The organism is Natrinema versiforme JCM 10478 (assembly GCF_000337195.1).
GTDB lineage: Archaea > Halobacteriota > Halobacteria > Halobacteriales > Natrialbaceae > Natrinema > Natrinema versiforme.
In genome coordinates this window covers 20,026-34,285 of sequence record NZ_AOID01000051.1, presented here as the reverse complement: position 1 = coordinate 34,285, position 14,260 = coordinate 20,026, and the positions used below count along the sequence as shown (strand labels likewise).

At 66.7% G+C, this 14,260-nt stretch carries 15 protein-coding genes; 6 read left to right on the top strand and 9 right to left on the bottom strand.

Annotation, left to right across the window (positions count from 1 at the left end; translation table 11 throughout):
- Nucleotide 1: 1 nt before the first annotated feature.
- The 3 genes from priS (at nt 2) to bcp (ending at nt 2,765) form a co-directional block, all read left to right on the top strand.
- Nucleotides 2-1,177, top strand: coding sequence for a DNA primase small subunit PriS (priS, locus tag C489_RS16505; RefSeq protein ID WP_006432478.1), 1,176 nt, complete (start codon nt 2-4; stop codon nt 1,175-1,177).
- Nucleotides 1,174-2,166, top strand: coding sequence for a DNA replication complex subunit Gins51 (locus tag C489_RS16500; RefSeq protein WP_006432477.1), 993 nt, complete (start codon nt 1,174-1,176; stop codon nt 2,164-2,166). The genes priS and C489_RS16500 overlap by 4 nt, the downstream gene beginning before the upstream one ends.
- A 116-nt stretch (nt 2,167-2,282) precedes the next feature.
- The gene (bcp, locus tag C489_RS16495) at nt 2,283-2,765 is read left to right on the top strand and encodes a thioredoxin-dependent thiol peroxidase (protein ID WP_006432476.1); all 483 of its coding nucleotides are present in this window, start codon (nt 2,283-2,285) and stop codon (nt 2,763-2,765) included.
- Nucleotides 2,766-2,798: 33 nt separating this feature from the next.
- On the opposite strand, the gene C489_RS16490 is transcribed toward bcp, so the two are convergent.
- Nucleotides 2,799-3,125, bottom strand: coding sequence for a HalOD1 output domain-containing protein (locus C489_RS16490; protein ID WP_006432475.1), 327 nt, complete (start codon nt 3,123-3,125; stop codon nt 2,799-2,801).
- A gap of 316 nt (nt 3,126-3,441) precedes the next feature.
- On the opposite strand from C489_RS16490, the gene C489_RS16485 reads away from it, so the two are divergent.
- Nucleotides 3,442-4,278: a TrmB family transcriptional regulator gene (locus C489_RS16485; RefSeq protein ID WP_006432474.1), complete on the top strand. Its 837-nt coding sequence runs from the start codon at nt 3,442-3,444 to the stop codon at nt 4,276-4,278.
- Between the two features lie 56 nt (nt 4,279-4,334).
- Here C489_RS16485 and C489_RS16480 read toward each other — a convergent pair whose 3' ends face one another.
- Nucleotides 4,335-6,596: a CDC48 family AAA ATPase gene (locus C489_RS16480; RefSeq protein WP_006432473.1), complete on the bottom strand. Its 2,262-nt coding sequence runs from the start codon at nt 6,594-6,596 to the stop codon at nt 4,335-4,337.
- Nucleotides 6,593-6,841: a DUF7127 family protein gene (locus C489_RS16475; RefSeq protein ID WP_006432472.1), complete on the bottom strand. Its 249-nt coding sequence runs from the start codon at nt 6,839-6,841 to the stop codon at nt 6,593-6,595. The genes C489_RS16480 and C489_RS16475 overlap by 4 nt, the downstream gene beginning before the upstream one ends.
- Before the next feature lie 234 nt (nt 6,842-7,075).
- On the opposite strand from C489_RS16475, the gene C489_RS16470 reads away from it, so the two are divergent.
- Nucleotides 7,076-7,873 (top strand): alpha/beta fold hydrolase, encoded by a 798-nt coding sequence (locus C489_RS16470; RefSeq protein WP_006432471.1) that lies wholly within the window; start codon nt 7,076-7,078, stop codon nt 7,871-7,873.
- A 42-nt stretch (nt 7,874-7,915) separates the two neighbouring features.
- Here the strand turns inward: C489_RS16470 and panB are convergent, their stop codons facing one another.
- Nucleotides 7,916-8,728: a 3-methyl-2-oxobutanoate hydroxymethyltransferase gene (gene panB, locus C489_RS16465; protein ID WP_006432470.1), complete on the bottom strand. Its 813-nt coding sequence runs from the start codon at nt 8,726-8,728 to the stop codon at nt 7,916-7,918.
- 139 nt (nt 8,729-8,867) lie between these two features.
- On the opposite strand from panB, the gene C489_RS16460 reads away from it, so the two are divergent.
- Nucleotides 8,868-9,101, top strand: a complete 234-nt coding sequence (locus C489_RS16460; RefSeq protein ID WP_006432469.1) for a DUF5822 domain-containing protein — start codon at nt 8,868-8,870, stop codon at nt 9,099-9,101.
- A gap of 36 nt (nt 9,102-9,137) precedes the next feature.
- Here C489_RS16460 and C489_RS16455 read toward each other — a convergent pair whose 3' ends face one another.
- The 5 genes from C489_RS16455 to C489_RS16435 form a co-directional block, all read right to left on the bottom strand.
- Complete coding sequence (locus C489_RS16455) at nt 9,138-9,677, bottom strand: HAD family hydrolase (protein WP_049890986.1); 540 nt, start codon at nt 9,675-9,677, stop codon at nt 9,138-9,140.
- A gap of 106 nt (nt 9,678-9,783) precedes the next feature.
- The gene (locus tag C489_RS16450; protein WP_006432467.1) at nt 9,784-10,908 is read right to left on the bottom strand and encodes an acyl-CoA dehydrogenase family protein; all 1,125 of its coding nucleotides are present in this window, start codon (nt 10,906-10,908) and stop codon (nt 9,784-9,786) included.
- An 89-nt stretch (nt 10,909-10,997) separates the two neighbouring features.
- Nucleotides 10,998-11,915 carry a dihydrodipicolinate synthase family protein gene (locus tag C489_RS16445; RefSeq protein WP_006432466.1) on the bottom strand — a complete coding sequence of 306 codons (918 nt, stop codon included), beginning with the start codon at nt 11,913-11,915 and terminating at the stop codon, nt 10,998-11,000.
- A gap of 59 nt (nt 11,916-11,974) precedes the next feature.
- A complete protein-coding gene (locus C489_RS16440; protein ID WP_049890967.1) occupies nt 11,975-12,655 on the bottom strand; it encodes a helix-turn-helix domain-containing protein in 681 nt (226 codons plus the stop codon).
- Nucleotides 12,656-12,958: 303 nt separating this feature from the next.
- Complete coding sequence (locus tag C489_RS16435; RefSeq protein WP_006432464.1) at nt 12,959-14,224, bottom strand: HAD family hydrolase; 1,266 nt, start codon at nt 14,222-14,224, stop codon at nt 12,959-12,961.
- Nucleotides 14,225-14,260: the final 36 nt, after the last annotated feature.

Sequence of the window (14,260 nt, the reverse complement as noted above, 5' to 3'; positions counted from 1 at the left end):
CATGGAGGAGCGAACGAGGGCCTATCTGCGGGGCCGGTTCCGCGATCACTATCGACGGACAGCGATCACGCCGCCGCCCGCGGCCAACGAACGCGAGTGGGGGTTCATCCCCTGGACGGAGGGCCCGGACACGACCATGGTCCGCCACCGTTCGCTGCTCGAGTTAGGCGACCTCTCGGAGTTCCTCGTCCGGAAACGCCCGCGCCACGTCTACTTCTCGGCGGGGCGCTTTCGCGATCCGGGCGCGAGTTCGATGCACGAGAAAGACTGGCAGTCCGCGGATCTCGTCTTCGACCTCGACGCCGACCACCTGCCGGGTGTGACGCTCGGCGAGGACAGCTACGCCGAGATGCTCGCCCAGTGTAAGGACGCCCTGCTCCGACTGCTCGATTTCCTCGAGGACGACTTCGCCTTCGAGGACCTCGAGATCGTCTTCTCGGGCGGCCGCGGCTATCACGTCCACGTCCGCGATACGAACGTCCTGGAACTCGATCGGGAGCACCGGCGCGAAATCGTCGACTACGTCCGGGGCATCGGCCTCGAGTTCGACGAACTGATCGAGACCGAGACCGTCGCCGGGTTGGGCCGGAAGACGCCGACGGAACGCCGAACGCTGCGAGTCGAGGGCGGCTGGGGTGCTCGCATCCACGACCACTTCATGGCCTTCATCGACGACCTGCTCGCGGCCGACGAGGACGACGCCCTCGAGCGACTGCAGGCGTTCGACGGCATCGGCGAGGGGAAGGCACAGGCCACGCTGAACGCGGCCCGCAACAATCGCGAGCAACTCGAGGCGGGCAACGTAACGGTCCACACTGCCGTCGCGCAGTTAGCCGAACGGTTCGCGAGCACGGCCGTCGAGCGAGATAACGCGCCCATCGACGAACCCGTCACGACGGACACGAACCGACTCATCCGGCTCCCCGGCAGTCTCCACGGCGGGAGCGGGCTGAAGACGGTGCGACTCGAGCGCGACGAAATCGCCGATTTCGACCCGCTGGTCGACGCCGTCCCCGAGACGTTCGTCGGTCACGAGATCACGGTCGACGTCAGCGACGGTGGCGAGGTCGAACTCGGAGGAGATACTTTTACGGTCTCCGAGGGTGACCAGTCACTACCCGAGTACGTCGCCGTGTTCCTGATGGCACGCGGCCGCGCCGAGAAGGAGAAAGAATGAACCTCGACGAACTGCGTTCGGTCCAGAGCAAGGAGCGCCAGAAGGACAGCCTCCAGAACCTTCGCCCCTCGTTCTACCAAGAGGTCGGCGAGTACATTGCCGATCTCGAGGACGAACGCGACCGCGTCGCCGAGCAGGCCGAAGATCCCTTTTCCGCGCCCGAGGTCGGCCGGCTGACCGACGAGATCGAGACCGCCAAGGACGTCGTCGAGGCGATCTACGAGCGCCGGATGGGCAAACTCGTCAAACAGGCCAGCCTCGCCGCGGCCGGAATGGCAGCCAACGACGAGGGCCTGACCGCCGAAGAGGCCGACCTCTTCGACGATCTGGTCGACCGCATCGGCTCGAACAAGAGCCGGGTGCTCGACGTCCTCGAGGGCGTCGAGGGTGCGGCCACCGAACCGGACGCGCGGATCGACGCCGCGGCCGACTCCGATCCCACCGCGACCGACGGACCCAGCGGCCGCGAGTCCCGTCCTGACGACCCGTCACCACCCGGTGCGACCACGGACGAGACCCCGCCGGCACCGCCCGAGGAACCGGCCGGTCCCGAAGCCTCCGAAGCGGGCGGAAAACCGGGAGCAGGCGACTCGAGCGGCGTCTCTCCCGCCGACGTCATGGGCGGAGAAGGGCCGTCGACGGACGCGCCGGAGGCGGACGCCGTCGACCGGAGCGAGCCCGCCAACCCGTCGAACGACCGACCGGACGGCCCCAACGCCGCGCAGGGTTCGGGTGGGCCCGACGGGGCCACTGGGCCGGATTCCGCGCCGACCCCGCCGAATCCCGACGCCGACTCGGCGGCCGGCACACGGGACGATGACGAGCCCGCCGACATCGATCGGACGACGGTTCGGATCACAAGCGACATCGGCTCGATCCTCGGCGTCGACGACCGCGAGTACACGTTGACGAGCGACGACGTCGTCACGCTCCCGGAGCAAAACGCCGCTCCCCTCGTCGACCGAGAGGCCGCCGAACGGCTCGAGTGAGTCGGCGTTCGACTCGCCGCCGGTCCCGGTCCGTTTCCGCCGCGGCCGAGTTTCCGGCGCGGTGTGTCGCCGTGTGAAATCGCAACGTATACGGCAGCGGTCGCTAAGTCGAACCCATGCTCGATGTCGGCGACGAAGCGCCGGAGTTCGAACTGCCAAACCAACACGGCGAGACGGTCAGCCGCTCCGATTTCGAGGGGCGGCGGCTCGTCGTCTACTTCTATCCCCGTGCCAACACGGAGGGCTGTACCACCGAAGCCTGCGGGTTCAACGACGCGCTGCCGCAGTTCGAGGACCGCGACGTGTCGGTCGTCGGTATCAGCGACGACCCCGTCGACGACCTCGCCGACTTCGCTGACGACTACGACCTTGAATTCGACCTCCTCTCCGACGAGTTCGGCGAGGTCGCGACGCTCTACGAGTCCTACGGGGAAAAGCAGATGTTCGGCAACACCTTCGACGGCGTCTTCCGGAACACCTACGTCATCGGTCCGGACGGTCGGATCGAGGCGACCTACGAGGGCGTCTCGCCGGAGGGCCACGCAGACGACCTCCTCGAGGACCTCGAGGAACTCGACCCGGCAGATATCGCCCACTGACGGGGTTCGCGCGGTCCGTTCTCGGTCCCGTTGTTAGCCGTTGGAGTCGTCGTCGGCGTCGGTCGGACCCAGAACGCGAACGGAACCGCGATCGGAGACGCGGAGCAGGTGCTCGTTTAGTCGCAGTTCGACGGTGACGGACTCCTCCCGTCGGTCGTCACCCATCAGCGAATCGAGGGCCTCGGGATCGATGTGGTCGTACAGCGTGAAGCCGTGTTCGGTCGTACACTCGATCGGATCGGTATCGAGCGCGGCGGCGATCGCGTAGACGACGGCGATGCTGGCCGGCGTCGTCTCGTCGTGGGACCGTTCGGCCAGCACCGGCCGTTCGTCCGCGGGATCGCGATCGGGTCCGGACATTAGCCGCTTGCCCTCCGGCGGTTCGCTCGTCGCTCGTCGATCTCCTTGATCCGGTCGATCGATTGTCCGACCATTACCAGTGGTAGCCGATCGGCTACTACCAAGCTTTGGCTTGAATAGGTGAGTCCGATCGACGTACCTCCGTGGGGACACTGTTCGTGACATGCACAGCTGCCGAGCGAGTAAGCTGATATTACTCTCCGCGTGCCGGCCGCACAACCCGATTTTACCGGACTGAAGAAGTGGCATAGCTTTTCCGCGTTTCACGCCGATTACTCCCACACTATGGCTCCCTCAACGAGCGGTCGGTTCACCCATGTCTGAAGCTGATGCCATCGACGCGCTGGAGGAGTTGGGGCTTCGCACGTACGAGGCGCGGTGTTTCGTAGCGCTGACGCAGCTCTCTGAGGGAACGGCAAAGGAGATCAGTCAGGTCGCCGACGTTCCCCAGTCGCGCGTCTACGACGTCGTCGAACAGTTACACCGGCTCGGGCTCGTCGACGTCCAAGCGTCCGACCCGCGGCGATACGCCGTCGTCTCCGTCGATGTCGCCCGAGAACGACTCCGACAGGAGTACCGCGACCACCTCGAGACTGCGACCACGAACCTCCGGGACCTCGAGCGACGGACGACCGAGGGCGACGGCGTCTGGAAGGTCGCCGACCAGCGGGATCTGTCCCACCGGACGACGGCGGCCGTCGAGAACGCGACGAGCGAGATCTACCTGCTCGTGGCGGACGGAGACCTGCTCGAGCCAGCCCTCCTCGAGGCACTCGCCGCGGCGCGCGATCGGGGCGTCGCGGTGTTCGTCGAGGTACCGTCGGCGTCGGCCCGGCACGCCGTTCGGGAGGCCGTCGAGACGGCTCGGGTCTCCGTCACCGACTTCGCGTTCGATTCGAAAGGACCGGCGGAGCGGTCGCTGGGCCGTCTCCTCTTCGTCGACCGGGAGACGGTCGTGATAAGCGCGCTGACGGAGGGACTCGTCCCGCGGGAAACGGCGGAGACCGGGATCTGGTCGAGCGAACGCGGCCACGGCCTGATCGTCTGGTTCCGGTACGTCCTCGAGGAACGGTTAGCGACGGTCGCGTTCGAAACCGGCGGGCCGGTCGACTCGGGTGAGCAAAACGGGGAGTGCACGGCCTGCGAAGAATGAGATGACAGTATAGAACGGGCCCGGGAGCGGTCACGTGTCGTGACCGCGTGGCGACCTTACTGGAAGGTCCGTCCGAGCTGTTCGTCCTGTCCGGGTTCTGCCTGCTGGAACTCCTCTTCGAGGTCCTCGTACTGCTCGCGGGTCTCGGGGGCGACGCTCGGGTTGACCTCCTCGAGCGCCGTCTCGAAGTGTTCGCGGCTGATGCGGACGTTGCCGATGGTGTCGTCCATGTCCTCGGGGTCGACCGAGTTGATGAACTCGCGGCTGGCGGCCATCGACGCCTCGCGGCAGACCGCTTCGATGTCGGCACCGACGTAGCCGTCCGTCCGACTGGCAAGCCACTCGAGGTCGACGGATTCGGCCAGGGGCTTGTTGCGGGTGTGGACGTCGAAGATCGCCTTGCGCGCGTCCTCGTCGGGGACCGGCACGTGGACGTGGCGGTCGAGCCGTCCGGGACGGAGCAGGGCGCTGTCGATCAGGTCCGGTCGGTTGGTCGTGGCGATCACGACGACGTCCTCGAGTTCCTCGAGGCCGTCCAGTTCCGTCAGGAGCTGGGAGACGACTCGTTCGCCGACGCCGGAGTCACCCTGACGCTGGCCGCGTTCGCCCGCGATCGAGTCGATCTCGTCGAAGAAGATCACGGTCGGTGCGTTCGACCGCGCCTTCTCGAAGACCTCGCGGACCCCCTTCTCGGACTCCCCGACGTACTTGTTCAGCAGTTCGGGGCCCTTGATCGAGATGAAGTTCGACTGGGCCTCGTTGGCGACGGCCTTCGCGAGCAGGGTCTTCCCCGTGCCCGGCGGGCCGTACATGAGGACGCCCTTGGCGGCCTGCATGTCCATCTGCTCGAACACCTCGGGGTAGTCGAGCGGCCACTGGATCGTCTCGCGGAGCTGCTCTTTGGTCTCGCCGAGTCCGCCGACGTCGTTCCACGTGACATCGGGGACTTCGACGAAGACCTCGCGCATCGCGGAGGGCTGGATGCCCTTGAGCGCCTCCTTGAAGTCCCGTTCGGAGACTTCCAGCGAGTCGAGCACGTCGGCGTCGATCTCCTCGGACTCGAGGTCGAGTTCGGGGCGGATGCGACGGAGCGCGTTCATCGCGCTTTCGCGTGCGAGCGACTCGAGGTCGGCACCGACGAAGCCGTGCGTGCTCTCGGCGTACTGATCAAGATCGATCCCCTCGTGGAGGGGCATCCCGCGGGTGTGGACCTGCAGGATCTCCTTGCGGCCCTCCTTGTCGGGGACGCCGATCTCGATCTCGCGGTCGAAGCGACCGCCGCGCCGGAGCGCGGGGTCGATCGCGTCGACGCGGTTGGTCGCGGCGATGACCGTGACGCGGCCCCGTTCCTCGAGGCCGTCCATCAGCGAGAGCAGTTGAGCGACGACGCGTCGTTCGACGTCACCGCCGGCCTCCTCGCGCTTTGCCGCGATGGAGTCGAGCTCGTCGATGAAGATGATCGAGGGGGCGTTCTCCTCGGCTTCCTCGAAGACCTCGCGGAGCTGCTCCTCGCTCTCACCGTAGTACTTCGACATGATCTCCGGGCCGGAGATCGTCTCGAAGTGGGCGTCGATCTCGTTGGCGACGGCTTTCGCCATCAGCGTCTTCCCGGTGCCCGGCGGGCCGTGCAGGAGCACGCCCTTCGGCGGCTCGATGCCCAGCTGCTGGAACAGCTCGGGGTGGCGCATCGGCAGCTCGATCATCTCGCGGACCTGATCGAGTTCGTCGTCCAGCCCGCCGATGTCCTCGTAGGCGACGTTCGGGACGCCTTCGGCGGACGCGCCGCCGCCGGACTGGACCTGTTCGGCGGGGGTCTCGGAGATTTCGATGCTCGTCGAGTCCGTGATGACGACGGTCCCCGACGGCGAGGTGCTCGCGATCTTCAGCGGCACCGACTGGCCGGAGCTGGCCATGGGACCGAACGAGAGCGAGAACGGTACCGTCTGGCCCTCGGTGACGGCCTGTCCGGACAGCTTGTCCCGGACGAGCGGGCCGATATCCCCGCGAATGCGGAGGTTCTGGGGCAGCGCGACGGTGACCGACGTGGCGGGTTTGACATCCGCGGGTTCGATCGTGACGTTGTCGTCGATCCCGACGTCGGCCTCTTGGCGCAGGCGGCCGTCGATGCGGACGATGCCGCGTCCTTCGTCTTCGGGGTAGCCGGGCCAGACGCGAGCGACGGCCTGACTGTCACCCTTCCCCTTGATGACGATGTAATCGCCGTTCTCGAGGTCGAGTTCGTTCATGGAGACGCGGTCGATCGCGGCGAGTCCGCGGCCGGCGTCTTTCTGTTTCAGTGGTTTGACGGTGAGCTTCATAGTTCCTCCTCCAGTTCGACAGTGAGAACGCCGTTTTTCATAAACGTGTGCGCGTTCTCGGCGGTCTCGGGCAGTTCGATTTCGTACTGATCGTCCGCGAGGACGACGATAACGGTTCCATCGACGACGTCCACCGAGGCATCAGCCTCCTCGGTACCGAAGTCGACGGCCATCACCGTGCTGTCCTCGTACTCGTATCGACGGGCCACTTGCCCCTCTTCGCGGGTGAATTGTTCGAGAGTCATGCTGTAACTAACCCAAGGTAAGCACTGCTAATATATAAATCTTCCGCCGACTAATCGCAGGAAGGCGGCACGGTCGATCTGTAGTTCATTGTTCGTAGTTCACAGCGACAACGCCCACGCTGGTCAGTCAAGCGGTAGCTGCTACTCGGCCCGCGAGGAGGATAGCCCCGTTGCTGGCGTACTCCGGTGGCCCCGAATCGAGTCTTTATGCCCGCCCCGCTCGTGTCCTTTCGTATGGAAACGGTATCACACCACGGACGGGAGACGGCCTACGACGTTGTCGACCGCGGCGGCGACGGCCCGCCGATCTGTTGTGTCCACGGCAGCGGCGGCTCGCGCGAGGTATGGACCGGCCAACACCCGCTCGCGGACCACCACCCGATCGTCTCGGTCGATCTCAGCGGCCACGGGGAGTCGGACGACATCGATGCGAGCGCCGGCTACACGGCGCTGTCGGCCTACGCCGACGACGTACTGGCCGTCGCGGAAACAACGGATGCGGATATCCTCGTCGGGAACTCGCTCGGCGGTGCCGTCGTCTTACAGATCCTGCTCGAGCGCGATTTCTCCCCCGAGGCGGCCGTGTTGACGGGCACCGGTGCCCGGCTCGGCGTTCTCGAGGACCTGCTGTCGTGGCTCGAGTCGGACTTCGAGCGGGCGGTCGAGTTCCTGCACGGGCCGGACCGGCTCTTTCACGACCCCGATCCCGAGATCCGAGAGCGCTCGATGGAGCGGATGCACGACTGTGGACAGGCGGTGACGCGGCGGGATTTCCTGACTTGTCACGGGTTCGACGTTCGCGACCGCGTCGGCGAGATCGAGGCCCCCGTCCTCGCGGTCTACGGGGAGTACGACCAACTGACGCCGCCGTGGTTCCACGAGTATCTGGCCGACGAGATCGACGGGGCCGGCCTCGCCGAGATCGAGGACGCGGCCCATCTGGCGATGGTCGAGCAAGCGGCCGCGTTCAACGGGGCCATCGAGGAATTCCTGGCGACCGTCGGCGAGGATCGCAGCCGAGACTGGTACTGAGAGTCGGCCGACAGCCCGAGACGCCGCCTCCCTGCGCTGTTCTCAGTAAATCTCCTCGAGGTCGCGCTCCTCGTGGCTGTGTTCGTCGGCGGGAAACTCGCCGGACTCGACCGCCGACACGTACGCGCCGATCGCGGATTCCATCTCCCCGCGAACGTCGCCGAACTGCTTCGAGAACGAGGGCGTCCACTCGCTGAGCCCGATCGCGTCGTCGACCACGAGCACCTGTCCGTCGCAGTCGGGGCCGGCACCGATCCCGATCGTCGGGATGTCGAGCGCCGCCGTCACGTCGGCCGCGAGGTTCGACGGCACGTGCTCGAGGACCAGCGAGAACGCGCCCGCCTCCTCGTGGGCTTCCGCCAACTCGAGGATGCGCTCGGCGGCCTCCTGGTCGGTTCCCTGTCGCGGATAGCCGCCGTACTGATTGACGTGCTGGGGGGTCAGGCCGAGGTGGGCCATCACCGGAATCCCGAGCTGGACCAGTTTCTCCGTGAGGTCGACAGTGTGGGGGCCACACTCGAGTTTGACCGCGTGGGCGTCCTCCTCTTTGAGCATCCGCCCGGCGTTCTCGACGCTCGCGCGCTCGTCGACCCCGACGGAGAGAAACGGCATGTCGGCGACGACGAGGGCGTCGTCGGTCGCGCGTGCGACCGCGCCGGTGTGGCGAGCCATGTCGTCGACGGTCACCGGAAGGGTGTCCTCGTAGCCCAGACTGGTGTTCCCGAGGCTGTCTCCGACGAGGATGATGTCGACGCCGGCCTCGTCGACGATCGACGCCGTGGGCGCGTCGTAGGCCGTCAGCATCGTGATCGGTTCCTCGCCCGCCTTCGCTCTGAGATCCCGCACGCTAGGCATACCCACAGGTCGGTCCCCCGTGATTAAACGTCGTTGTTCTCCGGCAATCGATCGACCGCAAGCGCCGTCACCCCCTCGCACCGCACCGGCCCGGGGGCGACCCGGCGCGCTTAAGAGGGACCGGTCGCCATACTCACGCGTGCCAGAACGCGTCGAGACGAGTTCGCCCGACGGCGTCGACTACGGCTGGGTCATGCAGACCACCTTCGTCGCGACGATCGTCGTCGGCGCGCCGCTCGTCGCCGCGCTATCGACGACCGCGACCCTCCCCACGTGGGCCGATCGACTCGAGTTCGCGATCCGGGTCGGGGCCCCCGTCTGGTTAGTCACGTCGATCGCGGTGTTCGCTTACGCGAAACGAAAACAGACGTAGCCATCCGGCGACGCGAGCCCGGATTCGGACTCAGACTCAGACACCGGACGGCCCCTCGCCGACGTACTCGAAGTCGACGCCCGCCCGTTCTGCCGTCCGCTGATCCCGCGCGGAGTCACCGATGAACAGCGCCCGCTCTGGTTCGACCCCGAGTGCGCTCACGGTCGCGAGCAACGGCTCCGGATCGGGTTTCCACGTTCCGACGGAATCCCGGCCGACGACGGCGTCGATCGCCGGCGTCAGCGCGTGTTCCTCGAGCGCGATCCGACACGCCCGCTCGCAGTTCAGCGAGCAGATGCCCGCCGGCAGCGATCGCTCGAGTAACCCGTCGGCGTGGGCGAGCCGATCGGCGGTCCGTGCCCCGTCGTGTTCGTGTGCGGCGATCACGGCCTCCACTTCGTCGGCCAGTCCGACATCGGCCGCGGCCTCGAGCATGTCCCAGAGCCCATCGCTCGGCGGGTCGACGGCAGCGCTGTCGTACACCTCGCGGACATCGACGGCGACGGCATTCCAGTCGACATCGAGATTGACGAGGGTGCCGTCCAGATCGTAGACGACGGCGTCGTAGTCGGTCATAGCCGGCTCTACGGGCGACAGGAGAATAGGAACTTCGGTCGCGGCGGTCGCGGCGTGGCGACCGGTCGGCCGCTCGAGCCGAGCGGCGGCCATCGAACGACCGTCCTCAGTCCAGCAGTTCCCGCGCGATCACCGTCTTCTGGATCTCCGTCGTCCCCTCGTAGATCTCGGTGATCTTGGCGTCGCGGTAGAGCCGTTCGACCTCGCTCTCGGTGACGTAGCCGTAGCCGCCGTGGATCTGTACCGCCTCGTTCGTCACGAACATCGCCGCCTCGCTCGCGAAGTACTTGGCCATGCTCGCCTCGAGCGCCGCGTCCCCGGCCGCCCGCTTTTGGGCTGCGTCGCGGGTCAACAGCCGTGCGGCGCGGGTCCGCGTCGCCATCTCCGCGAGTTTGTGCCGGATCGTCTGGATGTCCGCGATCGGGCCGCCGAACTGATCGCGCTCCTGACTGTAGGCCATCGCTTCCTCGAGCGCGCGGCGTGCGAGCCCGACGGACTGGGCGGCGATGGCGATCCGGCCGCCGGTAAGGATGTGAAACGCGGCCGAGAGCCCCTTTCCTTCCTCGGTGAGCCGGTTTTCGGCCGGAATCCGAACGTCGTCGAAGGTCAGGCTCGTGGTGTCGCTCGCGCGCAGGCCGAGTTTATCCTCTTTCTCGCCGACAGTCAGCCCGTCGGCGTCGCCGGGGACCAGAAACTGCGTGACCGAGTCCGGATCGTCCCGGTCGGTCTTCGCGAAGAGGACGTAGACGCCGGCGCGCTCGCCGTTCGTGATCCACTGCTTCTCGCCGTCGATGACGTATTTGTCGCCGTCTCGAGAAGCCTCGGTCGACATCTCCGCCGGGTTCGATCCCGCGTGGGGTTCCGAGAGCGCGAAGGCACCGACCGGCCGCCCCGCGGCCATTTCGGGAAGCCAGCGCTCCCGCTGGTCCTCGCTTCCGAACTCCGCGATACAGGAGGTGGCAAGCGAGTGGACCGACAGCGCCGTCGCCACGGCTAACATTCCGGCGGCCACCTCCTCGTTGACCACGGCGGCCGTCACCGGGTCCGCGTCGTAACCGCCGTAGGCCTCGGGGACCGTCAACCCGGTCAGATCGAGGTCGGCGAGCCCGTCCCAGACGTCCTCCGGAAACCGCTGGTCCCTATCGGCCTCGAGCGCGGTCGGCTCGATCTCCTCGCGCGCGAACTCCCGGACGACATCGCGGACCGCCGCCTGTTCCTCGGTGAGTTCCATGGCGGCCATTCGACGGCCGTGGCAAAAATCTCCGTGTCGGATTCGGACTCAGTATCGGTCTCGGATGCGGCTCAGACCGCGGGCGGGACTCAGACCCCCTCGAGGTTGAGCGCCTGCAGCTCTTCGCGCAACTCCGCCACGCCGTCGTCGTCCTTGAGTCGCAGCGGGCTCCGGAGCGGGCCGGCGTCGAAGCCCCGTATCCGGAGCGCGGTCTTGACGCCGGACATGTACGCGCCGCCGGCCTTGAACGCGTCTCGTACCTGGAAAATCTTGCTCTGCAGTTCTCGCGCACGGTCCTCGTCGCCCGCGTCGTAGGCCTCGTAACAGTCGACGACGAGTTCCGGGAACGCGTTCGCGACGGCGCTGACCGCGCCCGAACAGCCGACCTCGAGCCCGGTGAATATCAGCGAGTCCGAGCCGGCGAGGAAGGTCAGGTCGGGGTGGGAATCGATCCCCTGTGCGAGCCACGGCACGTTCTTGCTCGAGTCCTTGACGCCGGCGATGGTGTCGATGTCGGTGAGTTCGGCGAGGGTGTCCAGCGAGAGTTCGTTCCCGGTCTTGCTGGGAATGTGGTAGATGTAGACCGGCAGGGAGACGGACTCGGCGACCCGGCGGTAGTGCTCGAGGGCCCCCTCGCGATCCAGCGGGTAGTAGTAGGGCGTGACGACGACGATGCCGTCCGCGCCGACGGACTCGGCGTGTTCGGCGTGGCCGACGGTCTGGTGGGTACTCGGCGCACCGACGCCGGCGATGACCGGTACCTCGCCGCCGACTTCGTCGACGACCGCGTCGATGACTTGGTCGCGTTCCTCGCCCGACAGCAGCGGGAACTCGCCGTTAGTTCCCAGCGGAAAGACGCCGTGTGCCCCGCGGTCGACGACGAACCGGGCGTGTGCGGCGGTCGTTTCGTAGTCGACGGACTCGTCCTCCTGAAAGGCGGTGACAGTCGGCGGGACGATACCGTGAAGCGACAACGGATCGGCAACACCGGGGTCGTGATTCGCCATGAACGCCCCTCCGCCCGGCACGGTCAAAAAACGCCCGCCGTCGGCCCGCCTCGGGCGGCTCAGTCGGGCGTTGCCATCTCGCCCGCCGGCTCGTCTAACTGTTCGCCCGCGAGCACGCGATTCGCCCGACGGAGCCGCTCGGAGAGGGCCTGATGGGAGATATCGAGTTCGTTCGCGAGTTCCTCGAGCGAGATTTCGCGGGGCACGTCGTAGTAGCCCTGCCGGTAGGCCTCGGCGATGGCCTCCTGCTGGGGTTCGGTCAGCGCCGCCGTCGTCTCGAGGTCCTCGTCTTGCCCGGCCTCGACCATGCGCTTGACATCGATTCGGACGCCGCGGTCTTCGATGGCCGAAACGGCACTCGAGAGCTCCTCGCGGTGGGGAAAGAGCAGGCGGAGCGTCCACTGGCCGTCCGAAACGTGGGCGTCGAGTACCGTCCCGCCGTGTCGGTAGACACAGCAACAGACCGACCCGACTTCCTCGGTGTACTCGAGCCGGTAGAACAGTTCGCCGTCTGCGGTGTTCTCGAGCAACTGGCGGTGCTCGGCGACGGTCGGATCGTCCTCGAGAACGGGCTCGAGATCGTCCCGGTCGACGTTCGAGAACCAGACGAGCGGGACCGTTCGGGACGGCCCCTCCGCGACGACGCTTTCGACGCGGACCTCGAGGGCCGGTAGTTGCTGGAAGGTCTCTGCGAGTGCGAACTCGGTCGTCGAAAGCGAAAGTTCTGCGATCGTCGTCATTGGGATCACCTCATAGCGCTGGCTCGAGTCCGACCGGCAACCGACGCCGCCGTGAGAACGGGACTCGAGTCGTCTCGTCGGTTCGCCGATCCGCTCGGCCTCGTCACGAACGGGCCGCCAGCGGCCGTGAGGCAGTCGCTGCCGACCCCGTTCGCTCGGATCGTGCTGATAGAAGGGAGGATTCCGACACGGTTGATGAGCGGGCCTTTGTGTTCCGGCCGTTTAAGAGAGCACGTCACCCGTTGCGACGGTCAGAATCCCGTGACGGAAGCGGATTCCGGACGAGTCACTCGGCGGGTGGGCTCACCCGAGTCGGGCGAGTCGATTCAGCGCGTAGACCGTCCGGAGCACGTCCCCGCTTTTCCCGCGATCGAAGACGAGTTCGTCCGTCTCGAGAACGTGCTCTAAGGTGTCTTGGGAGGCGTGTTCCGGGGCCGCTGCGATCCCGGCGTCGGTCTCGGCGACCCACTCCATGACCCGCAGATCGCTCTTGGAGTCGCCCATCACGAGCGCGAAGGGATCATCGACACCTAGCACGTCCAGTGCCCGCTCGACGCCGACCACCTTGTTCAGTTCGAGGCTGCCGATCTCGGCCGCATCGGCCTCGTAGTAGGCCACGTCGATGCGCTCGAGGAGCGCCGCGAGTTCCTCGGGCACCGCATCGGCCTCGAGGTCGGGATACGCGCCTTCTCCCTCGAGGACGGCCCTGATCTCAGGGTCCTGTGCGGCATAGAACGCGCGGGTCCAGTCGACGACCGCCTCGTCGGCAAGTTCTGTGCTGCCGTCGTTGCCGTCGAGCGTCGTCCCGGCGGCGTCCGCGAGCAGATCGATGAGATAGACCAGCGCCTCGTCGATGACCTCGCGAGCGTCCGCGGAGCCGGTCTCGTAATTGGGTTTCATCGTGACGTTGAACTCGTTGCCCTGCAGGTGACAGCCCCGGCGGAGTTCCTCGGGCGCTTCGGGGAGCACGCGCGAGCGCACGTCGTCGAAAACGGTCCGGATCGACTCTTCGAGGTCCTCGTAGAGCAACTGCTTCGTCTCCGCGCCGTGGCCCGGCGTGAACACGCCGGTTCCCGCCTCGTAGACGATCGAGAGGTCACCCGAGTGGACGATCTCGCTGCCCAGTCCCTGAATCGCGAACCCTTTGACGTTCTCTAAGGTCTGGCCGGTACAGATGACGATCGGGACCCCGGCGTCGTAGAACTCGGTCAGGAGGTGCAGCGTCTCCCGCGGAATCTCGTTGTCGGTTCCGCCGGCTGAGCGCAGCGTCTCGTCGACGTCGAGCACGAGCACGTTCACCGCGCGGCCGTACTTCGCCTCGAGGTCGAGCGCGGTAAAGGCCTGGTCCCGGGTCGCCCGCGCGGCGACCTCGGCGAACGTTTCGCCGGCCGCAAACGCCGAGCGGATCTCGTCCTTGCGCTCCTCGAGTTCCTCCGTAGCACCCTGCCAGTGCTCCAGGGCGACCCGCGAATCGACGGCCGGAAAGATGTCGACGAACTCCTGGTACTCTCGCAGCGTCTTCGTGTCGTACTCGTCGTAGAGCCGATAGACGAGGTCGTATCGTTCCATGTGACCTACAGGCAGGGGCAGTCGGATAATCGTTTT